18 protein-coding genes are annotated in these 21200 nt (G+C 64.9%); 9 read left to right on the top strand and 9 right to left on the bottom strand.

Translation table 11 applies throughout. The annotated features are described in order from the left end of the window. Nucleotides 1–79: 79 nt before the first annotated feature. From V6R86_RS08685 to V6R86_RS08650, 8 genes are all read left to right on the top strand, one after another. Nucleotides 80–541, top strand: a complete 462-nt coding sequence (locus V6R86_RS08685; protein WP_338503768.1) for a GNAT family N-acetyltransferase — start codon at nucleotides 80–82, stop codon at nucleotides 539–541. A 114-nt stretch (nucleotides 542–655) separates the two neighbouring features. Then, nucleotides 656–1210, top strand: coding sequence for a F0F1 ATP synthase subunit delta (locus tag V6R86_RS08680; RefSeq protein ID WP_338503767.1), 555 nt, complete (start codon nucleotides 656–658; stop codon nucleotides 1208–1210). A gap of 2 nt (nucleotides 1211–1212) precedes the next feature. Further along, nucleotides 1213–2742 (top strand): F0F1 ATP synthase subunit alpha, encoded by a 1530-nt coding sequence (gene atpA, locus V6R86_RS08675; protein ID WP_338503766.1) that lies wholly within the window; start codon nucleotides 1213–1215, stop codon nucleotides 2740–2742. Nucleotides 2743–2784: 42 nt separating this feature from the next. Further along, nucleotides 2785–3681: a F0F1 ATP synthase subunit gamma gene (locus V6R86_RS08670; protein ID WP_338503765.1), complete on the top strand. Its 897-nt coding sequence runs from the start codon at nucleotides 2785–2787 to the stop codon at nucleotides 3679–3681. A gap of 53 nt (nucleotides 3682–3734) precedes the next feature. Further along, nucleotides 3735–5192, top strand: a complete 1458-nt coding sequence (gene atpD, locus V6R86_RS08665; protein ID WP_338505457.1) for a F0F1 ATP synthase subunit beta — start codon at nucleotides 3735–3737, stop codon at nucleotides 5190–5192. A gap of 128 nt (nucleotides 5193–5320) precedes the next feature. Further along, nucleotides 5321–5581 (top strand): ATP synthase F1 subunit epsilon, encoded by a 261-nt coding sequence (locus tag V6R86_RS08660; RefSeq protein WP_338503764.1) that lies wholly within the window; start codon nucleotides 5321–5323, stop codon nucleotides 5579–5581. 134 nt (nucleotides 5582–5715) lie between these two features. Continuing rightward, complete coding sequence (locus tag V6R86_RS08655) at nucleotides 5716–7206, top strand: CpaF family protein (RefSeq protein WP_338503762.1); 1491 nt, start codon at nucleotides 5716–5718, stop codon at nucleotides 7204–7206. Between the two features lie 111 nt (nucleotides 7207–7317). Further along, nucleotides 7318–7695, top strand: a complete 378-nt coding sequence (locus tag V6R86_RS08650; RefSeq protein ID WP_338503760.1) for an SCO4402 family protein — start codon at nucleotides 7318–7320, stop codon at nucleotides 7693–7695. A 26-nt stretch (nucleotides 7696–7721) separates the two neighbouring features. Here the strand turns inward: V6R86_RS08650 and V6R86_RS08645 are convergent, their stop codons facing one another. The 6 genes from V6R86_RS08645 to recA form a co-directional block, all read right to left on the bottom strand. Beyond that, nucleotides 7722–8168: a hypothetical protein gene (locus V6R86_RS08645; protein ID WP_338503758.1), complete on the bottom strand. Its 447-nt coding sequence runs from the start codon at nucleotides 8166–8168 to the stop codon at nucleotides 7722–7724. Between the two features lie 8 nt (nucleotides 8169–8176). Further along, the gene (locus V6R86_RS08640; RefSeq protein ID WP_338503757.1) at nucleotides 8177–8431 is read right to left on the bottom strand and encodes a DUF3253 domain-containing protein; all 255 of its coding nucleotides are present in this window, start codon (nucleotides 8429–8431) and stop codon (nucleotides 8177–8179) included. Next, on the bottom strand, nucleotides 8428–8715 hold the full coding sequence (locus tag V6R86_RS08635) for a UvrB/UvrC motif-containing protein (RefSeq protein ID WP_338503755.1): 288 nt from the start codon (nucleotides 8713–8715) through the stop codon (nucleotides 8428–8430). The genes V6R86_RS08640 and V6R86_RS08635 overlap by 4 nt, the downstream gene beginning before the upstream one ends. Nucleotides 8716–8919: 204 nt before the next feature. After that, nucleotides 8920–10344: an NAD-dependent succinate-semialdehyde dehydrogenase gene (locus V6R86_RS08630; RefSeq protein WP_338503752.1), complete on the bottom strand. Its 1425-nt coding sequence runs from the start codon at nucleotides 10342–10344 to the stop codon at nucleotides 8920–8922. A 24-nt stretch (nucleotides 10345–10368) separates the two neighbouring features. Beyond that, nucleotides 10369–11148 (bottom strand): SIMPL domain-containing protein, encoded by a 780-nt coding sequence (locus tag V6R86_RS08625; RefSeq protein WP_338503750.1) that lies wholly within the window; start codon nucleotides 11146–11148, stop codon nucleotides 10369–10371. Between the two features lie 231 nt (nucleotides 11149–11379). Further along, nucleotides 11380–12453, bottom strand: coding sequence for a recombinase RecA (gene recA / locus V6R86_RS08620; protein ID WP_338503748.1), 1074 nt, complete (start codon nucleotides 12451–12453; stop codon nucleotides 11380–11382). A 335-nt stretch (nucleotides 12454–12788) separates the two neighbouring features. Here recA and V6R86_RS08615 point away from each other — a divergent pair, with 335 nt between their 5' ends. Then, a complete protein-coding gene (locus V6R86_RS08615; RefSeq protein ID WP_338503746.1) occupies nucleotides 12789–17390 on the top strand; it encodes a Calx-beta domain-containing protein in 4602 nt (1533 codons plus the stop codon). A gap of 40 nt (nucleotides 17391–17430) precedes the next feature. Here V6R86_RS08615 and V6R86_RS08610 read toward each other — a convergent pair whose 3' ends face one another. From V6R86_RS08610 to coxB, 3 genes are read right to left on the bottom strand one after another with little or no spacing between them, the layout of a single operon-like run. Then, nucleotides 17431–17724, bottom strand: coding sequence for a hypothetical protein (locus V6R86_RS08610; protein ID WP_338503745.1), 294 nt, complete (start codon nucleotides 17722–17724; stop codon nucleotides 17431–17433). Then, nucleotides 17724–20261 (bottom strand): cbb3-type cytochrome c oxidase subunit I, encoded by a 2538-nt coding sequence (locus V6R86_RS08605; RefSeq protein WP_338503743.1) that lies wholly within the window; start codon nucleotides 20259–20261, stop codon nucleotides 17724–17726. Before V6R86_RS08605 ends, V6R86_RS08610 begins: the two co-directional genes overlap by 1 nt. Next, complete coding sequence (gene coxB / locus V6R86_RS08600) at nucleotides 20258–21199, bottom strand: cytochrome c oxidase subunit II (RefSeq protein WP_338503742.1); 942 nt, start codon at nucleotides 21197–21199, stop codon at nucleotides 20258–20260. The genes V6R86_RS08605 and coxB overlap by 4 nt, the downstream gene beginning before the upstream one ends. Nucleotide 21200 lies beyond the last annotated feature (1 nt).

Here is a 21200-nt window from a genome sequence, read left to right as displayed (position 1 = left end):
CGAGCGCCGGGCGCGTCCCGAATATTGCGGTCAAAGCTTCACCTCGCCCCGCCGCGCGCACCGGTTTAGGAAAGGCGCCATGCCGATCACCATCACGCAAGGCGAACTCGACCGGCCCGACGTTCAGGCGCTGCTGGCTCTCCATGTGGCCGCCATGCACGCCCATTCGCCGCCCGAGGCCTGCCACGTGCTCCCCGGTTCGGCTCTCGCCCATCCCTCCATCACCTTCTTCACCGCCCGCGAGCACGGCGAACTCCTTGGTTTCGGTGCGTTGAAAGCGCTCGGGGACGGCGAAGGAGAGATCAAGTCGATGCGGACCGACCCGGCCGCGCTCGGCAAAGGCGCCGGCAAGGCGATTCTCGCGGCCATCACCGCCGAAGCCTGCGCCCGCGGCTACGACCGCCTGCTGCTCGAAACCGGGACCACGCCCGATTTCGCCGCCGCGCTCCGCCTGTACGAGCGCGCGGGCTTCCTCGCGAGTGACCCGTTCGGCGGCTATCCGACCAGCGATTTCACCCGTTTCCTCCGCCTCGACCTGTGACTCGCCTTGCATCGTCCCGACCCCCCTGCTAGGGGCGCGGCAATCCGGCAGGGGTGATCGATCGCAAGGTCGAAGACGCCCCGCTTTGCATATCTTTGACGGAGCTTTGGGCGCGTGGAGACTTCCGGCGGCATTCGGGCCAGCTTAGCGGGACGCTATGCGTCTGCGCTGTTCGACCTTGCCCGCGACGAACGCCAGATCGATAACGTCGGGCAGAGCCTCGACAAGCTCAAGGCGGCGCTTGGCGAATCGCGTGACCTGCAGGGCCTGGTCTCCAGTCCGCTGGTATCGCGCGACGCGGCCAGCAAGGCGCTGGACGCGGTCGCTCCCTCGATGGGCCTCGATCCGCTGACCACCCGCTTCGTGGCGGTGCTGGCAAAGAACGGCCGCCTGCGCCAGTTGTCCGACATTATCCGCATCTTCGGCTCGCTTGCGGCTAATCATCGCGGCGAGACCACGGCCGAGGTTACCTCGGCCCGTCCGCTCGACGACAACCAGATTGCTGCGCTTAAGACCCAGCTCGGCGCCCGCGTCGGGCGTGACATCCGTATCGATGCCCGCGTCGATCCCTCCATCCTCGGCGGCATCGTCGTCCGGCTCGGAAGCCAGATGATCGACGCGTCGATCCGCACCAAACTCAATACTCTAGCTACGGCTATGAAAGGCTGAACATGGATATCCGCGCCGCTGAAATCTCCCGCGTCATCCGCGACCAGATCGCGAACTTCGACGCCGACGCGCAGGTCTCCGAAGTCGGCCAGGTGCTGTCGGTCGGCGACGGCATTGCCCGTATTCACGGCCTCGACAACGTCCAGGCCGGCGAGATGGTCGAGTTCGAGAACGGCACCAAGGGCATGGCCCTGAACCTCGAAGCCGACAACGTCGGCGTCGTGATCTTCGGGTCTGACTCGAACATCTCGGAAGGCTCGACCGCCAAGCGCACCGGCACCATCGTCGACGTTCCCGTCGGCAAGGGCCTGCTCGGTCGCGTTGTCGACGCGCTCGGCAACCCGATCGACGGCAAGGGCCCGATCGTCGCCGAAAAGCGCAGCCGCGTCGAAGTAAAGGCACCAGGCATCATCCCGCGCAAGTCGGTCCACGAGCCGATGCAGACCGGCCTCAAGGCCCTCGACGCCCTCGTCCCCGTCGGCCGCGGCCAGCGCGAGCTGATCATCGGCGACCGCCAGACCGGCAAGACCGCCGTCGCGCTCGACACCTTCATCAACCAGAAGGCCGCGCATCAGGGCGATAACGAGAACGAGAAGCTGTACTGCATCTACGTCGCGGTCGGCCAGAAGCGCTCCACCGTCGCGCAGATCGTACGCGCGCTCGAAGAAAATGGCGCGATGGAATATTCCATCGTCGTCGCCGCCACCGCGTCGGAGCCGGCCCCGCTGCAGTTCCTTGCGCCCTACACCGGCTGCGCGATGGGCGAATATTTCCGCGACAACGGCATGCACGCCGTGATCGTGTACGACGATCTGTCGAAGCAGGCCGTCGCCTACCGCCAGATGTCGCTCCTGCTGCGCCGTCCGCCGGGCCGCGAAGCCTATCCGGGCGACGTCTTCTATCTGCACAGCCGGCTGCTCGAGCGCGCCGCCAAGATGAACGATGCCAACGGCAACGGCTCGCTGACCGCGCTTCCTGTGATCGAGACCCAGGCGGGCGACGTGTCGGCCTACATTCCGACCAACGTCATCTCGATCACCGACGGCCAGATCTTCCTTGAGACCGACCTGTTCTACCAGGGCGTTCGTCCGGCCATCAACGTCGGTCTCTCGGTCAGCCGCGTCGGCTCGGCCGCGCAGACCAAGGCGATGAAGAAGGTCGCCGGCTCGATCAAGCTGGAGCTGGCTCAGTATCGCGAAATGGCCGCCTTCGCGCAGTTCGGTTCGGACCTCGACGCCTCGACCCAGAAGCTGCTGGCCCGCGGCGCGCGCCTGACTGAGCTCCTGAAGCAGGGCCAGTTCCAGCCGATGCCGATCGAAGAACAAGTCGTCGCGATCTTCGCCGGCACCCAGGGCTTCATCGACAGCGTGCCTACCAACGACGTGACCCGCTACGAAGCCGCATTGCTCAGCTACATGCGTTCGGACAAGCCGGAGATTTTGGCCAAGATCCGCGACACCAAGGCGCTGGACGACGAAACCGCCGCTTCGCTCAAGAGCGCGCTCGGCGAGTTCGGCAAGCAGTTCGCCTGAAGCTAGTCCCCTCCCCAGCGCGGGAGGGGTAAAGGAACGAAGATGGCATCGCTTAAAGCCCTCAAGCTCCGCATCGGCTCGGTCAAGTCGACGCAGAAGATCACCAAGGCGATGAAGATGGTCGCCGCGGCGAAGCTTCGCCGTGCGCAGAGCAATGCCGAGCAGGGCCGTCCCTATTCGCAGCGGCTGAGCGATGTCGTCGCCAGTCTTGCCAGCCGGATCACCGTCGGCCCGCAGAGCCCCAAGCTGATCGCGGGCACCGGTTCGGACCAGCGCCACCTGATCGTGGTCGCGAGCTCGGATCGGGGGCTTGCCGGCGCGTTCAACACCAACATCGTCCGCGCGGTTCGCCGCCAGGCCGATGAGCTGGTCGCGCAGGGCAAGGACGTCAGCTTCTACATCGTCGGCCGCAAGAGCCGCCCGGTGCTGACCCGCTTCTTCGGATCGGGCAAGATCGTCGGCCAGTACGACACCAGCGAAATGAAGAACCCGACCTACGCCGACGCGCAGGCCGTCGCCGCCGAGGTCACCCGCCGCTTCGAAGCGGGCGAGTTCGACGTCGCGCATCTGGCTTACTCGAACTTCCGCTCGGTCCTCGCGCAGGAACCGACGGTCGAGCAGATCATCCCGGTCAAGCCGCGCGCCGCCAACGACGCAGGTGCGCCTCCGAGTTCGGCTACTTCGGCCGCGGTCGAATATGAGCCGGACGAAGAAGAAATTCTCGCCGCGCTGCTGCCGCGCAACGTCGCGATCCAGATCTATCGCGCGATGCTGGAAAATCAGGCCGGCTTCTACGGCAGCCAGATGACCGCGATGGACAATGCGACCCGCAACGCCGGCGACATGATCAATCGCCTCTCCATTCAATACAACCGCCAGCGCCAGGCTGCGATCACGACCGAACTGGTCGAGATCATCTCCGGCGCCGAAGCGCTTTAAACAGACACGACAAGGCAAGGAAAACAGCCATGGCTACCGCCGCCGACAACATCATGGCCCCCACGACGGGCACCACTTCCAACCTCACCGGCCGCGTCGCGCAGGTGATCGGCGCCGTGGTCGACGTCGCCTTCGACGGCGAGCTTCCGGCCATCCTGTCGGCGCTCGAGACCGACAACAACGGTAACCGCTTGGTCCTCGAGGTTGCCCAGCACCTCGGCGAGAGCATGGTCCGCACCATCGCCATGGACGCGACCGAGGGCCTGACCCGCGGTCAATCGGTCCGCGCCACCGGCTCGCAGATCCGCGTTCCCGTCGGTCCCAAGACCCTCGGCCGCATCATGAACGTCATCGGTGAACCGATCGACGAGCGTGGCCCCATCGGCAGCGACATGTCGGCACCGATCCACGCCGACGCCCCGCTGTTCGTCGACCAGTCGACCGACGCCTCGATCCTGGTCACCGGGATCAAGGTCATCGACCTCCTCGCTCCCTACGCCAAGGGCGGCAAGATCGGCCTGTTCGGCGGCGCCGGCGTCGGCAAGACCGTGCTGATCCAGGAACTGATCAACAACATCGCCAAGGGCCACGGCGGCGTCAGCGTGTTCGCCGGCGTCGGCGAGCGTACCCGCGAGGGTAACGACCTGTATCACGAGTTCCTCGAAGCCGGCGTCATCGCCAGCGACGCCGACGGCAACCCGACCAGCGAGGGATCCAAGGTGGCGCTCGTGTTCGGCCAGATGAATGAGCCGCCGGGAGCGCGCGCCCGCGTCGCCCTGTCGGGTCTGACCCAGGCCGAATATTTCCGCGACGTCGAAGGCCAGGACGTGCTGTTCTTCGTCGACAACATCTTCCGCTTCACCCAGGCGGGCTCGGAAGTGTCGGCGCTGCTTGGCCGTATTCCCTCCGCCGTGGGCTATCAGCCGACCCTGTCGACCGACATGGGCCAGCTGCAGGAACGCATCACCTCGACCAACAAGGGCTCGATCACCTCGGTGCAGGCGATCTACGTTCCCGCCGACGATCTTACCGATCCGGCCCCGGCCGCGTCGTTCGCCCACTTGGACGCCACCACGACGCTGAGCCGCGCGATTTCCGAGCTCGGCATCTACCCGGCGGTCGATCCGCTCGACTCGGTCAGCCGCGTGCTGACCCCCTCGGTGGTCGGCCAGGAGCATTATGAAACCGCCCGCGCGGTTCAGGAAGTGCTTCAGAAGTACAAGAGCCTGCAGGACATCATCGCCATTCTTGGCATGGATGAACTGTCGGAAGAGGATAAGCTGGTCGTCAGCCGCGCCCGCAAGATCCAGAAGTTCCTCTCGCAGCCGTTCCACGTCGCCGAAGTGTTCACCGGCATCCCCGGCAAGTTCGTGCAGGTCGAAGACACCGTCCGCTCGTTCAAGGCGGTGGTGAACGGCGAGTACGACCACCTTCCCGAAAACGCCTTCTACATGGTCGGCGGGATCGACGAGGCGGTGGCCAAGGCCGAGAAGCTGGCCGCCGACGCGTAAGCGCCCCTTCCCCTCCCGCTCGCGGGAGGGGGTCGAGGGGTAGGTCTTTCGCGGCCGCCTATCCCTCAGATTGACGAAGGCCCACCCCCAGCCCCTCCCGCCCGCGGGAGGGGAGCAGGTAACAAGCGATGGCAGACCTTCACTTCACCCTCGTCACTCCCGAGCGCCAGTTGATGAGCGACGACGTCCACATGGTCGTAGTCCCCGGTACTGAGGGTGAGTTCGGCGTGATGGCCGGCCATGCGCCCTTCATGACCACGCTGCGCGATGGCGAACTGGCAGTCTATCGCACCGCCAACGGCACCCCCGAGCGGATCCGCGTGTCCGGCGGGTTTGCCGAGGTCGGCGACAGCGGCCTCACCATCCTCGCCGAGAGCGCCGAGGCCTGACCCTTCGCGCCCGGAGCAGGCAGCCCGCAGCTCCGCATAGTTAAGAAACGCCTTCCCCGATTAGCTTTTTGGCAAAGTTTGCGTGGCATCAACCACGCTGAACTTCGCTTAAAGAGAGACGGGACAGTACGGGCATGAGCGCATTCGGAAAGCGTGGCGGTGGGCGCCCAAGCTTCGGCGTGGCCCGTCCGATGAAGGGCGGCGCTGCCGGTGCCCCGGGCGGCGGCGAGCAATTCCCGCCGATCGACGAGCCTGAGATCGCATCTGCCGCTGCCCCGGCGGTCGAACCGGGCGGCGCGATGGACCGGCTGAACAACCGCATGAACGCCAGCGCGGATGCGGGGTCGTCGAGGCAGGAAGGGTTCGAAGCCTCGGTCCACCGGATCAAGGAGCAGGTGCTCCCGCGCCTGCTCGAGCGCGTCGATCCCGAAGCCGCCGCGACCCTCAGCAAGGACGAACTGGCCGAGGAATTTCGCCCGATCATCTCGGAAGTGCTGATCGAGCTCAAGATCAACCTCAACCGGCGCGAGCAGTTCGCGCTGGAAAAGGTGCTGGTCGACGAACTGCTCGGTCTCGGGCCGCTCGAGGAACTGCTCGCCGATCCGGCGGTCAGCGACATCATGGTCAACGGCCCCGACCAGACCTTTATCGAAAAGAAGGGCAAGCTGCAGCTCGCCCAGATTCAGTTCCGCGACGAGGAACATCTGTTCCAGATCGCCCAGCGGATCGTGAACAAGGTCGGCCGCCGCGTCGACCAGACCACGCCGCTCGCCGACGCCCGCCTTGCCGACGGCAGCCGCGTCAACGTCATCATCCCGCCCTTAAGCCTCAAGGGCACCGCCATCTCGATCCGTAAGTTCTCGGAAAAGCCGATCACGCTCGACATGATGCGCGGCTTCGGCTCGATGAGCGAAAAGATGGCGACCTGCCTCAAGATCGCGGGCGCGGCGCGGATGAACATCGTCATCTCGGGCGGTACCGGTTCGGGCAAGACCACCATGCTGAACGCCCTGTCGAAGATGATCGACCCAGGCGAGCGCGTCATCACCATCGAAGACGCGGCCGAACTTCGCCTCCAGCAACCGCACTGGCTGCCGCTCGAAACCCGTCCGCCCAACCTCGAGGGACAGGGCGCGATCACCATTCGCGACCTCGTCATCAACGCGCTGCGTATGCGTCCCGACCGGATCATCCTCGGCGAAATTCGCGGCCAGGAATGTTTCGACCTTCTGGCCGCCATGAACACGGGTCACGACGGCTCGATGGCAACCCTCCACTCCAACTCCCCGCGCGAATGCCTCGCGCGTATGGAGAACATGGTGATGATGGGCGACATCAAGATCCCGAAAGAAGCGATCAGCCGCCAGATCGCGGACTCGGTCGATCTCATCGTGCAGGTGAAGCGTCTTCGCGACGGGTCGCGCCGCACCACCAACATCACCGAAGTGATCGGCATGGAAGGCGAGGTCATCGTCACCCAGGAGCTGTTCAAGTTCGAATATCTCGACGAAACTGCCGACGGCAAGATCATCGGCGAATATCGCGCCATGGGCCTTCGCCCCTATACCCTCGACAAGGCTAAGCAGTACGGGTTCGACCAGCCGTATCTGGAGGCGTGCCTCTAGGGGGCGGACGATCGACCGGTGCACGGTCCCCTACCCCGGCAACAGCCGCTTACGCAAAATGTCTGCTTTCGACCCATTGCGGACATTGCGCAGTAGTTTAGTGCTTCCGCTATGGATTCAGCGGAACACTCCCAGTTGCCGCTTTCGATGCCCCACCGTCGTAGCGAGATGGTCCTCTACCTCCACGAAATGGCTTCATCTGACCCGCGCACCCTCTGGAGTGCGCAAAGAGAGAAGGGATTGGCTGCTGGCATCGACGAGGTCTTTCACTTTTTCTTCGATGACAATGATTTGGACGAGACTGACATCGGCGTCACGCTGCTGAATCACACTGAGGTCGCTGCCATTCAGCATCTCAAAGCTGCGCTGGAGATCGTCTTAGGGAGCGTTGGTAACGGGGATGATATTGCGTTCACTGGCCATCCCATGTGGCAGCAGGTCAGTGCAGCCGCATCAAACGCGTTGGAGCAGTTAGCCGCCCAGCCGTGATGTCCGCTTTCCACCCTAAGCAGACGTTAGTTCCACACCTCTTCAATGGTAAGCACGCCTCTTGAAAGGCTTACCGACACATCAGCCCCGTCTTCAACTTTGCGGGAGCGGGTGAACTTGCAAGTCGCCACGTCGGTTTCTCCACAAAGACGCCTTAGGTCAGACGCAGAGGCGTCGGCCTTGTAACGCCATCTCGCGAAGCCTTCGCCGAATTGAGAGAAATGCCGCTCTTTGGAGATGAGGCTGTCATCAGTAGCGATAGTCGTTCCGAGCACTTCATGCTGGATGTTCCTCGGCCATTGGAAGGCAAAATGGCGGTGGTCGTAGAGCCATGTAGTTGCTGCGATGCAGCCGACGAAGCCCAGCAACGCCGCTAGTTTTCTTTTTCTGCGGATACTTCGGGCTCGCATCATATCGAGATGAGCATATCGAATGTCCGCTTTCCACCCAAAGCGGACATTGGCGATAGCCACGACATCCTTTATGAGTCTTGTCGCGGAACTTTGATACCGATCCGGTAAGGCCCGGCACGCGAGGCTAGTTGCTGCCCTTTCCAGCTCAACCGAATCACGCCCTCCTCGAGCAGGCGATCGACCGCCGAGTGGACCACCGGCATGACCATGCGCCAGTCTTCCCCGGCAGCCATCGCCCGCGCGACCTCGCTGGGGCAAACGGTCGCGTCCGGCGCGCGCGTTGCGAGAAAGGTGAGTAGCGTCTGGCGCGCATCCGCGGTCATGGGCGGCGGCGGCCTCGTGATAACCGCCCGGACGTCATCGGATCGGGTTTGGGTGGCCGCTTCCACCCGGGCGGCGGCGTCATGCGCTGCTGGCTGGTGCCGAGGCCCATCGCGCCAGGCTCCTGCCGCTTGATCCCCTCGAAGTCGGCCTGCTCGGCCTCATCCGGCGTCGCCCCGCCGCGCAGCAGCGCAATCCGATCGCGACAGCGCTTCGCTTCTTCGAAATCCAGTGCAAGCGCAGCGCGCTCCATTCGCTGGTGAAGGCTTTCGATCGTCTCCGACATGCTCTCATAACGTACGGACAGGCATCCCGGATGCCGGGGATCGTTGCCGCCCGGGTCAGGCATCGCCGCCCGTCATCGTCCGTCGCCACCGCGCTTGCGAAGTCGGACTTCGCCTCACGGCAAGAAACGCCGTCAATACGCCAATCGCAGCGGAAAGCTCACGCGTCTGGCGGCGACGGCCCCCGGTACTTACCGACCGCGACCCTATTCGACCTTTGCCTGTCCGGATGATCCCAGCGGCTTCACCAGCACCGTCTTGATATTGACGAACTCGCGGATGCCATAGTCGGCGCATTCGCGGCCGTACCCTGAGTGCTTGACCCCGCCGAACGGCATCCGGGGATCGGAGCGAACATTCTCATTGACGAAGCTCATCCCCGCGTCGAGTTCGTCGCGGGCGATGCGGCGGCCGCGGTCGAGGTTGCCGGTCAGCACGCCCGAGCCGAGCCCGAATTCGCTATCGTTGGCGATGCGGATGGCGTCGGCCTCGTCCTTCGCGGTGATGATCGCCGCGACCGGTCCGAAGATTTCCTCGTCATGCGCAGGCTGGCCGGCGGCGACGTCGGTAAGGACCGTGGCGGGGTACCACGCGCCCGCCTTGTCCGGGATTTCGCCGCCCAGCAGGAGCTTCGCGCCGTTGGCGATGCTCTTCTCGACCTGCTCGTGAACCTCGTCGCGTGCCTCGACGCTCTGCATCGGCCCGAGCTTGGTGTTCTCCTCGGTCGGATCGCCAATCGCATAGGCTCGCATCGCCTTGACCAACGCGGCCTCGAACTGCTGCTTCATGGCTTCGACGACGATAAAGCGCTTGCCCGCGATGCAGCTCTGGCCGCCGTTCACCATCCGCGCGGTCGCCGCGACCTTGGCGGCGGCGGCGGGATCGGCATCGTCGAGGATCAGATAGGCGTCCGATCCGCCAAGCTCGAGCACGCACTTCTTGAGCACACCGCCGGCGGCTGCGGCGACGCTCTTGCCCGCCGCGACGCTGCCGGTCAGCGTGACGGCAGCGATATGCGGACTTTCGATCAGATGAGCGATGTCCTTGCTCGGCAACAGCAGGGTGCGAAACAGGTCGTCGGGAAGACCGGCATCACGGAACAGCTGCTCGATCGCGAGCGCGCAGCCCGGCACATTGCTGGCGTGCTTCAGCACCGCTCCATTGCCCGCCATCAGCGCGGGTGCGGCAAAGCGGATGACCTGCCAAAAGGGAAAATTCCACGGCATGACCGCAAGCACGACGCCAAGCGGATTGAAGGTGACAAACACCTCTCCTGCCCCGTCCACATCGACCGGCTGATCGGCAAGGTAGCGTTCGGCATTCTTGGCGAACCAGTCGCAATGCGCCGCGCACTTCTCGATTTCGGCGCGCCCGTCGGTCAGGGTCTTGCCCATCTCCTGCGTCATCAGCGCGGCATAATCGTCCGCCCGGTCGCGCAGCAGGGCGGCGGCCTTCCCGACCACCGCCGCACGGTCGGCGAAGCTGGTCTTGCGCCAGTCCAATTGCGCCGCCTTCGCGCGCTCCGCCGCCTTCAGTGCCTCGTCCAGCGTCGTCAGGGGATAGCTGTTTTCCCGCGCACCGGTGGCGGGGTTGACGACCTGCGCTACCGCCGCGCTGTCAGTTTTGGGCATGCTCACTCCTCGTTAGAGTGAGGCTTAACGCTCCATCCGGTAGATGAGGTTCAGCACCACACCGGTCTCGAGCTGTCCCGGGGCGACCAACGCATCGGCCTGGCTGCGCTCGACGCCCGGGGGCGGCGGCGGCGCGGGCGGCGCCGCGTAATTGACCCGGCTTCCCGTCACCACGACATCGGTGCCGCGGTAGCTGGTGCCCTCCTCGACCGACAGCAGGGTGACCCGCGTGAAGCCGCTGTTGCGGGCATATTCGAGCGCTTCGGCCATGCCGCGGGCAAGTCCGCGTACCCGCGCTTCACGGCGCAGCAGAATCGGATCGCTGATCGAGAAATTCGGTCCATAGACGCTGTCGGCCCCCGCCGCGGTGAGCGTATCGAGCAGCGCGGTCAGCCGCGGGATATCGCGGGTCTTGAGCTGGATGGTGTTGCTGGCGAGATAGCCGCGGAACACCTGCCGCCCGCTGCGTGCCCCGGGGTCCTGCACATAATCATATTCGGGCTGAAGCTGGATGCCCTGCGTCTGGATATCGCGCTCGCGAAGACCGGCCTTGCGGATGGTGGCGAGCAAACGCTCGGTCTTTTCCTTGTTCGCCGCACTCGCTGCCACCGCGGTCGGCGCGCGGCTCTGGGTGCCGACCTGGATGCTGGCCTCGTCGGGCGGGGTGCGGAGGTTCTCGGCGATCTGCAACTTCACCAGCGGTGTCGTCGCCATTTCCGCGATACTCGTCTGCGGCGCGACCTGCGCGGCAACCGGCGCGGCGACGAGGCAGGCAGCGAGAGCGACGGATGAGAACGGACGCATGGGCATTCCTTCGTGATTCGATTCCACATTCGAAACGGGAAGTTTCGGCGGCAGGTTCCAGGGTGATGGCCCGCCGTGCCTGAACCATTGCCGACCATACCACCGACGGAGGTGCCGATTGCGCTGGGCAAACAAAAAGGGCCAGCACGCTCCCCAGGAACGTGCCGGCCCTTCCAATCCTTCGGTAAAGCTGCCAGCCATCCGCTCCCCAGCAGAGGCGGCGGTCTTGCCTCAGGCGTCGTCGTCGGCTTCGGGTCCGACCATCAGCGCATCGCCGATCTCGTCCTTGCCGCGGCGAATGGCGGCTTCGAGGCGCGCCATGACCTCGGGGTTTTCCTTGAGGTAAGTCTTCGAATTCTCGCGGCCCTGGCCGATGCGGATGCTGTCGTAGCTGAACCAGGCGCCCGACTTCTCGACCACCCCGGCCTTGACGCCAAGATCGAGGATCTCGCCGACCTTGCTGACACCTTCGCCGTACATGATGTCGAATTCGACCTGCTTGAACGGCGGCGCGACCTTGTTCTTGACGACCTTCACGCGGGTGGTGTTGCCGACGATATCGTCGCGATCCTTGATCTGCCCGGTGCGGCGGATGTCGAGGCGAACCGAGGCGTAGAACTTGAGCGCATTGCCGCCGGTCGTCGTCTCCGGATTGCCGTACATGACGCCGATCTTCATGCGTAGCTGATTGATGAAGATCACCATGCAGCGCGAACGGCTGATCGAGCCGGTCAGCTTGCGCAGCGACTGGCTCATCAGACGGGCCTGCAGGCCGACGTGGCTGTCGCCCATCTCGCCCTCGATCTCGGCCCGCGGAACCAGCGCGGCGACCGAATCGACCACGAGCACGTCGATCGCATTGGAGCGGACCAACGTATCGACGATCTCCAGCGCCTGCTCACCGGTATCCGGCTGCGACACGATCAGTTCGTCGATGTTGACGCCAAGCTTCTTGGCATAAGCCGGGTCGAGCGCATGCTCGGCATCGACGAACGCCGCGGTGCCGCCGGCCTTTTGCGCTTCGGCGATGGTGTGCAGCGCAAGCGTCGTCTTGCCCGAGCTTTCCGGGCCGTAAATCTCGATCACGCGGCCGCGCGGCAGGCCGCCGACGCCAAGCGCAATGTCCAGCCCGAGGCTGCCGGTCGAGATCACCTCGACCTCCATCTTCTCGCGGCTGCCGAGCTTCATCGCCGAGCCCTTGCCGAAAGCCCGATCAATCTGCGCCAGCGCCGCGTCGAGCGCCTTTTGCCTGTCTACCGTCATTGCGTTCCCGCCCATACCAACAACCTTCAGCTGCGTTGCCATGCGCTTTTCCCTTCGTCCACGATAAAGGCAAATGCCCCCGTTACGGACATCCTGTACACGGTTCGTTCTCAAGGAACAAGAGGAGAACGGAATGAAAGGGAGGAACGCAGCAAGAATGAGCCGAGCATGCGCAGTCTAGCCGACGTCAGGATAAGCGCAACAGGTCAGAGCGTCGTCTTGAGCGGCGCGATCAGCGGCGCCTCGCGTCCCATGATGGAACAAATTTTCCGCTTCGCTGTCAGCAGCTTGTAACAGTGCAAGGCCACTGGCAGAGGCCGATCATCATGGTTTAAGCGGCCGCAAGATTCGGTTGCGTTGGGAGGGGTTTTCAACAGATGGCCAAGACGTATTTCAGCCTGCAGGGTGGTAATTTTTTCCAGGATTGGAGCGACACCAGGCTGATCACTGCCAACGATGTCTGGACGAACGTTCCCAGCATCGTCGGCTATCTCGGCAACGGTCTTAGCGGCACGAACCCCGGCTCGGTTACCGGCGACAGCATCGATGTCGACGTCATCGCCAATCAGACGAATCCCAACACCCTGACAAGCGGCGGCGTCGCGGAATTTCAGATCGTCAATCCGACCATCGCGCTGCAAGGGTCCGGCACCGCAGGCGCGCCCTACATCGCGCTGTATATGGATTCGACCGGCCGCGATAACGTCGTCCTGACCTTCAATGCCCGCGACATTGACGGAAGCGCCGACAATGCGGTCCAGCCGATCGCGGTCCAGTACCGGATCGGCGACAGCGGTCCCTGGATCACCCTCCCCACCGGGTCCTATAACGACGTCACCACCGGGCCGAGCCTCGCCACCGCGGTCACGCCCGTGACGGTGGCCCTTCCCGCCGAAGCGAGCAATCAGTCGCAACTCCAGATCCGCATCATCACCACCAATGCGGCGGGCAACGACGAGTGGGTCGGCATCGACGATATCAATGTCACCAGCTCGGCGCTTTCCGCCGTTGCGCGCGGGATGTTGTCGATCTCGGACGCCACACTTACCGAAGGCGACGCCGGCGCCACCGACATGCTGTTCACCGTCACCCGCAGCGGCGGGAGCGACGGCGCCGTGTCGGCGACCTGGACCGTATCGCTGAACGGCACCGCCACGGCCGACGACCTCGGCACGCCGCTCAGCGGAACGGTGACCTTCGCCGACGGCCAGACCAGCGCGACCATCCGTATCCCCGTCACCGGCGACCTCGCGATCGAACCCAACGAGACCTTTTCGGTGCTGCTCACCAGCCCGGTCGGCGGCGCGACCATCAGCGATGGCCTTGGCATCGGCACCATCCGCAACAACGACTTCCCGCCGGTTGCCAACGTCTTCATCAACGAGATCAACTACGATCCCGCCGGCGACGACACGGGTGAGTTCGTCGAGGTCGCCGGTCTAGCCGGCACCGACCTCACCGGCTGGTCGCTGGTGCTCTACAACGGCAACGGCGGCGGCAGCTACGGAACGCTCCCGCTGTCGGGCGTGCTGACCGACACCGCCAACGGCTTCGGCTTCAGCTCGATCACCACCGCCGCCAACGGCCTCCAGAACGGCGTGAGCGATGGCATCGCGCTGGTCGATCCGTACGGCCGGGTGGTCCAGTTCCTCAGCTACGAAGGCACGCTGACGGCCACCAATGGCCCCGCGGCGGGCATGACTTCGACCGACATCGGCGTATTCCAGACTCAAGGGCCGGTCGGGACCAGCCTGTCGCTGCAAGGCACGGGATCGAGCTACGCCGACTTCACCTGGGGCTTCAACATCGCCGGCACCAGCGGCGGAGCCAATACCGGCCAGAGCTTCCTGTCGGGCACCGACCAGGGTCAGATCCGTATCAGCGATGCCGCGGTGGTCGAAGGCAATAGCGGCACCACCGCCATGACCTTCACCGTCAGCCGCTCGGGCGGGTTCGCGACGCAAGCGAGCGTCGCCTGGACGCTCGACCTCGGCACCTCGGCCAGCGCCGACGATCTGGCGGCGAACACCCCGACCGGCGGGGTCATCACCTTCGGCCCCAACGAATTCACCAAGACGATCACCATCCAGGTCGCCGGCGATACCCTCGGTGAGAACAACGAAGGCTTCCTTATCCGCCTCGGCGACGTCAGCGGCAACGCGACGGTGGTCGACGGCAGCGGCCTTGGGGTGATCCTCAACGACGACCCCGTCGCCCGCACCATCATGGAGATTCAGGGCGAAGGCCATCAGTCGGCCTATGTCGGGCAGCCGGTCATCACCGGCGGCATCGTCACCGCGGTCGACGCCAACGGCTTCTATCTTCAGGACGCGACCGGCGACGGCAATGCGCGCACGTCGGACGGCATCTTCATCAAGACCGCCGGTGCGCCCACCGTGCTCGTTGGCGACGCCGTGCAGACGACCGGTATCGTCGCCGAATACAAGCCGAGCGACACCGGCCTCTCGGTCACTCAGGTCACCGCATCGGCCGTGACCGTCCAGTCGAGCGGCAACACCCTTCCCGCCGCCGTACTGATCGGCACGGGCGGCCTCCTGCCCCCGACCGAAAGCATCGACAGCGACGGTCTTTCCGTTTTCAATCCTGAGGTCGACGGCATCGACTTCTGGGAGAGCCTTGAAGGCATGCGGGTCACCATCGACACGCCGATCGCCGTGTCCAACAGCAACGAATTTGGCGAAACCGACCTCGTCGCATCGGGCGGCATCGGCGCGACCGGTGTCAACGAACGCGGCGGAATCACCATCAGCGAGGGCGACTACAACCCCGAGAAGATCCAGCTCGACGATCGCCTCGTCGGTCAGCCGACGCTGTCGATCGGCGACCGGCTTGGCTCGGTCACCGGCGTCCTCAACTACAGCTTCGACCGCTACGAACTGCTGGCCACCGAGCGGGCGGTGATCACCACCGACCGGACGCTCGGCGACAACGGGACGACGCTCAAGGGCGATGCCAATTATGTCAGCGTCGCGACGTACAATGTCGAGAACATGGACCCGTCGGACAACAAGTACGACATCCTCGCCAACGACATCGTCAACAGCCTCAAGGCGCCCGACATCGTCGCGCTGCAGGAAGTGCAGGATGCCGACGGCGCGGGCAACGGTTCGATCCTGTCGGGAGTCAGCAACGTCCAGGGCCTGATCGACGCGATCGCCAGGATCAGCGGGCTCGTCTACACCTATGTCGAGATCGCGCCGACCGCCGCCAACACGACCGGCGGCGAGCCCAACGGCAACATCCGCAACGGCTATCTCTATCTTGCGGACCGAGTCACCCTGGTCGAAGGCAGCCTCGGCCTGATCGAGGACCCTGCGTTCAGCGGCTCGCGCAAACCGCTTGTCGCGACCTGGTCCTTCAACGATCAGCAGTTCACCACCGTCAACGTCCACTTCACCTCGCGGCTCGGGTCCGATCCCCTGTGGGGCGACGCGCAGCCGCCGCGCGACGGCGGCGACGCCTCGCGCACCGCGCAGGCCGCAGCGGTCGGCGACTATGTGTTCGACATCCTGTCGAAGGATGCCTCGAAGCAGTTCGTGCTGCTGGGCGACTGGAATGGCTTCTATTTCGAGAAAGCGCAGACCCAGCTGACCGATGGCGGCGTGTTCACCAACCTGTCGAAGCTGCTGCCGGAGGAAGAGCGTTATTCCTATATCTTCGACGGCAACTCGCAGCTGATCGACAACATGCTGGTGACCGGCGGCCTGCTGACCGCCGCCAAATATGACGCCGTCCATATCAACGCCGAATTCACCGGCGTGCGCCCGACCGATCACGATCCGCAGGTCGCGCTGCTGCGCCTCGGCATCACCCCGACGAACGTCGTGATTACGGGCGGCACCGTGGCCGAAAACCTGCCCGCCGGAACGGTGGTCGGCACCCTGTCGGCGACCGACACGCCGGGCGATAAGCTCAGCTACACGTTGCTCGACGACGCCGGCGGCCGCTTCTCCGTCGATTCCAATGGCGTGGTTCGCACGACCGTCGCGCTCGACTTCGAGACGGCGTCGAGCTTCGTGCTCAAGGTGCAGGTGACCGACAGCGCCGGATTGACCAGCAGCAATGATGTCACGATCGCCGTGACCGACGTCAACGAAGCGCCGGTCGCCACGGCCGACGGCATTGCGGTGAACGAGGACGCCACCAGCGACAACCTCTGGTCGCTGCTGCTCGGCAACGACAGCGATGTCGATGCCGGCGACAGCCTCTCGATCAGCGCGGTCGGCACGGCCGGAACGCTCGGCAGCCTGCTGTTCGATTCCGCGACCAAGACCCTTCGCTACGTCGCCGACAACGATGCGTTCGATGCCCTCGCCCCCGGCGCCGTCGCGACCGACAGCTTCACCTACACCGTGACCGACAAGGGTGGGCTGACCAGCACCGCCACCGTCACCGTGTCGGTGACCGGCATCGCCGACGGCATCACGCTGCACGGCGGCAATGGGGTCGACAATCTGTTGGGCACCGGCGGCGAAGACCTTCTGTTCGGTGACAATGGCGACGATCGGCTGTTCGGGCTCGACGGGCACGACCGCCTCGACGGCGGGCGCGGCAACGACCAGCTGTTCGGCGGGCGCGGCAACGACCTGCTGATCGGTGGCCAAGGCGACGACAGGCTGGAAGGCGGCGCGGGCCGCGACAGCTTCGTGCTGAGCGCGCGCGGCGGCAACGACGTGATCCTCGATTTCGACATCGCCAACGACAAGCTGTTGTTCGACGCCACCGCCATACGCTCGAGCGACGCCCGTGACTGGAATGGCGACGGAACAGTCGACCTTCGCGTGAACCTGACCGCGGGCGGCTCCGTCACCCTGCTCGGCCTGTCGTCGCTGTCGGGCGTGCAAACCGGCCTCTACAGCGAAGCCTCGGATGCACAGCAAGCGCTTGCCTTTGAAGGGATCGACAGCCTTGCCGCGCGTCACGCGCTGAGCGGCGGCGACTTCTGGCTGGTCGCCTGATCCTGAACGGCGGGGTGGCCGATGCGCCGCCCCGCCGACTTCAGAAGAAGACGGCCGTCAGCCCTGCGTAAAGGATGGCGATCGCCGACAAGGCGGCGCCCATCAGGGCGATGCCGCCAAGCCAGGGCCGAAGCTCGTCTTCCCCGCGCGCCTCCCAGACGCGCCATGCCCCGAGCCCGAGCCAGCCCACGACGACCAGCGCGACAAGGGTAAGGCCAAGCGTGAGCCAGCTTGCCAGCGGCTCGCCCGGGAACAGGCTGGCGGCGATGTAGACGGCAAAGAAATGCGCGGTCCAGACCAGCAGCCCGCCCAGCGCGAACAGCCATTGCCGCATCAGGCGGCCACCGGGAACAAGCGGATCAGCAAGGCCGTCGCCGCCCCTTGCGCCGCGGTGTAGAGCGTGAACAACGCGACGACGTCGAAGGTCGTGTTGCTTGGCCGCGTGACCAGCCCCCGCGCCGTCCGCGCGGCAAGATAGACCGCCATCAGCACCACCACCGCCACCAATTGCGCTTGCAACGCCAGCATGGCGTGCGACATCGCGCCCTGGCTGGTGAGTTCGGGATCGATCCCCTGCGCGCGCCAGCTGAACCAGTCGATCGCCAATGCGGCGGTCACCGCGATACAACCGAACAGCAACGCCGCCGTCGGGCTCCACACCGTCGATCGCTCGCGCGCCAGCAGACGCCAGCCGAGCAGCACCAGCGCGGCGCCGAATCCGTACAGGCCCGCGATCGGCCATGCCCACCAGCGCTCCGTCGGCATCGTCCAGAAGCTCGGATGGATGCCGTACAGGAAGAGATAGCCGAACACTGCCATCAGGAAGATCATGAAGCAGACGACCAGCAGGCACACGATCGCCCACCAGCCGTGCGCGCTGCGACCGGTAACATAGGTCGGCAGCATGATACCCGCGCCGACATCGGCCTTGGGCATCGGCGGCGGCCGGTCGGTGTCCCACAGCCAGCGCAGCACCGAAAAGATCGCCAGCGGCAGGCAGACGATCGACAGGAAATAGGCCTGCACCGTCAGCAGCAGGAAGAAGCCGGCGGTGAATACGGCAGCGAGGAACGGCCACACCGAAGGCCCCATCATCACCGTCAGATATTGCGGCTCGGCGCGCACCGGGCTGGTGACCAAGGTTTCACGCAGGCCCGTCGCGCTGTTGGGGAGGAAATAGCGCCCTTCCTCGACGTTCTTGGCGAGGTCGGGATCGTCCCATAGCGGTTGGCGGCTCTTCACCACCGGAATGCTGCGGGTCGAATAGAGCCCCGTCGGCAGCCACTCCAGCGTGCCTCCGCCGTAGACGTTGCCGGCATCGTCGTCGGTCGTGAATCGGAAATTGCGGGCGAGGTCGAACAGGAACAGTACCACCGACAGGCCCAGCACGAACGCCCCGACCGTCGACAACAGATTGGTCCACTCCCAATCCATGCCCGGTAGATAGGTATACACCCGCCGCGGCATGCCCATCATGCCGGTCAGGTGCATCGGCAGGAACGTCAGGTGCATGCCGGCGAAAAACAGCCAGAACACCCATTTGCCGAGCCGCTCGGACAGGCGCTTGCGGCTGGTCATTCCAGACCAGAAATAGAAAGCGGCGAACACCGGCATGACGGCGCCGCCGATCAGCACGTAATGGAGGTGGGCGACGATGAAATAAGTGTCGTGCGCCTGCCAGTCGAACGGCACCATCGCGACCATCACGCCGGTCAGACCGCCCATCACGAAGGTCACCAGCCCGCCGATGACAAACAGGGTCGGCGTATTGAGGCTCGGCCGCCCGGTCGCCAGCGTCGCGATCCAGCTGAACACCTGGATGCCGGCAGGGATGCTGACCGCCATGCTCGCGGCCGAAAAGAAGCTCGTGGACAGCGCCGGCATGCCGGTCGCGAACATGTGGTGGGCCCAAACGCCGAAGCTGATGAAACCGGTGCCGACCAAGGCCAGGACGATCAGCTGATATCCCACCAGCTCGGTCTTCGCCAGCGCGGCGACCATCATCGAGACTAGGCCCGCGGCGGGCAGGAAGATGATGTAGACTTCGGGGTGACCGAAGAACCAGAACATGTGCTGCCACAGCATCGGGTCGCCGCCGCGCGTCGCGTCGAAGAACGGCCAGTTCAAAGCGCGCTCCAGCTCGAGCAGCAAGGTCGCCAGGATCACCGAAGGAAAGGCGATCAGGATCATGCCCGCGAACACCAGCATCGCCCAGGCGAACAGCGGCATGCGGGCCAGCGTCATGCCGGGTGCCCGCGTCTTAAGGATGCCGACCAGGATTTCGATCGCGCCGGCGATCGCGCTGATCTCAATGAACCCGATCCCGAGCAGCCAGAAATCGGCGTTGATGCCGGGTGAATAAGTGGTGCTGGTCAGCGGCGGATACATGAACCAGCCGCCGTCGGGCGCGAGACCCGCGAACAGCGACATGAAGAAGCACAGCCCGCCGATGAAGTACGCCCAGAAGGCATAGGCCGACAGCCGCGGAAACGGCAGGTCGCGCGCGGCCAACATCTGCGGCAGCAGCATGACTCCGATCGCTTCCATGATCGGCACCGCGAACAGGAACATCATCACCGTGCCGTGCATGGTGAAGAACTGGTTGTAGGTTTGCTGCGGAAGCACGCCGAGCAAGGGCAGCGACAGTTGCAGGCGCATCACCAGCGCCAGCACGCCCGCCAGCAAGAAGAACAGGAACGCCGCCCCGACATACCACAGGCCGACATAGTTATTGTTGACGTCGGTCAGCCGAGCCCAGCCGGTCGGCGACTTCCAGATCTCCTTCAGCCGCTCGAACTCGCCCTCAGGCCGCGGCTCCCTGGTCGGAAAACGATCGTAAAGCTTGGGATCAAACCCCGTTTCCGACGTCACTTCTGCGCCTCGAGATAGGTGGCGAGGGCATTCAGCTGATCGGCCGGGAGCACGGTGTACGGCGGCATCCGGTTGTTGGGCTTGATCGCTTGGCTATTACCGATCCACCCCATCAACGTGCCGCGATTGTTGGGCAGGATGCCGGCGCCAAGGCTGCTGCGGCTGCCGACGTGGGTGAGGTCCGGCCCGGCAAGCCCATTTGCGCCCGTTCCGGCGATACGGTGGCAGGACGAGCAGCCCGTGCTCTCGAACAATTGCGCCCCCGCGCCCGCCGCGACCGGCGCGGCGGAAGTCTGCCGGGCCATCCGCGCTGCCATCAGCTGCGCGAATTGCGCCGGCTGGTGGGCGATCACCTTGAATCCCATCAGCGCATGCGGCCCGCCGCAATATTCGGCGCATTGCCCGCCGAATACGCCTGCCTTGTCGGCCTGGATCCGCATCAGGTTGCGACGGCCTGGGATCATGTCGAGCTTGCCCGACAGGCGCGGCACCCAGAAGCTGTGAATGACGTCGGCCGACTGAAGCTCGAGCACCACCGGGCGCCCGACCGGGATGTGCAGTTCGTTCGCGTCCTGCACGACCTCGCGCCCGCTGCCGTCGAGATAGGCGACCCGCCACCACCACATCTCGCCCGTCACGCGCACGCGCAGCTCGTTGCCGGTGATCGGGTCCGACAGGTGCCGTGTCAGCGACAGGCCGTAGATCAGCAAAGCGGTCAGCACGACCAGCGGAAACGCCACGCCGCCGACCCAGATCGCCGTCTTGCCGCCGACCTTGGCCTGCAGCGCCGGCCGCCCGAACAGCGCCAGATAGAGCGCGACGAGGACAATTACGAGCACCGCGGCGCCCATGCCGAACAGGATCCAGCTGAGCAGGCTGACCGACGTCGCATACGGCCCCGCCGGGTCCAGCACGGGGGGTGGCCAGCCTTGCAACATT

The organism is Sphingomonas kaistensis, assembly GCF_036884275.1.
GTDB classification, from domain to species: Bacteria; Pseudomonadota; Alphaproteobacteria; order Sphingomonadales; family Sphingomonadaceae; genus Sphingomicrobium; species Sphingomicrobium kaistense_A.
This window is presented reverse-complemented; position numbering and strand designations above follow the sequence as displayed.

Coding starts and splice junctions, on each gene's coding strand:
- V6R86_RS08685 (WP_338503768.1), top strand. CDS start 80: ATGCCGATCACCATCACGCAAGGCGAACTCGACCGGCCCGACGTTCAG.
- atpA (WP_338503766.1), top strand. CDS start 1,213: ATGGATATCCGCGCCGCTGAAATCTCCCGCGTCATCCGCGACCAGATC.
- V6R86_RS08670 (WP_338503765.1), top strand. CDS start 2,785: ATGGCATCGCTTAAAGCCCTCAAGCTCCGCATCGGCTCGGTCAAGTCG.
- atpD (WP_338505457.1), top strand. CDS start 3,735: ATGGCCCCCACGACGGGCACCACTTCCAACCTCACCGGCCGCGTCGCG.
- V6R86_RS08660 (WP_338503764.1), top strand. CDS start 5,321: ATGGCAGACCTTCACTTCACCCTCGTCACTCCCGAGCGCCAGTTGATG.
- V6R86_RS08655 (WP_338503762.1), top strand. CDS start 5,716: ATGAGCGCATTCGGAAAGCGTGGCGGTGGGCGCCCAAGCTTCGGCGTG.
- V6R86_RS08650 (WP_338503760.1), top strand. CDS start 7,318: ATGGATTCAGCGGAACACTCCCAGTTGCCGCTTTCGATGCCCCACCGT.
- V6R86_RS08640 (WP_338503757.1), bottom strand. CDS start 8,431: ATGACCGCGGATGCGCGCCAGACGCTACTCACCTTTCTCGCAACGCGC.
- V6R86_RS08635 (WP_338503755.1), bottom strand. CDS start 8,715: ATGTCGGAGACGATCGAAAGCCTTCACCAGCGAATGGAGCGCGCTGCG.
- V6R86_RS08630 (WP_338503752.1), bottom strand. CDS start 10,344: ATGCCCAAAACTGACAGCGCGGCGGTAGCGCAGGTCGTCAACCCCGCC.
- V6R86_RS08625 (WP_338503750.1), bottom strand. CDS start 11,148: ATGCGTCCGTTCTCATCCGTCGCTCTCGCTGCCTGCCTCGTCGCCGCG.
- recA (WP_338503748.1), bottom strand. CDS start 12,453: ATGGCAACGCAGCTGAAGGTTGTTGGTATGGGCGGGAACGCAATGACG.
- V6R86_RS08615 (WP_338503746.1), top strand. CDS start 12,789: ATGGCCAAGACGTATTTCAGCCTGCAGGGTGGTAATTTTTTCCAGGAT.
- V6R86_RS08610 (WP_338503745.1), bottom strand. CDS start 17,724: ATGCGGCAATGGCTGTTCGCGCTGGGCGGGCTGCTGGTCTGGACCGCG.
- coxB (WP_338503742.1), bottom strand. CDS start 21,199: ATGTTGCAAGGCTGGCCACCCCCCGTGCTGGACCCGGCGGGGCCGTAT.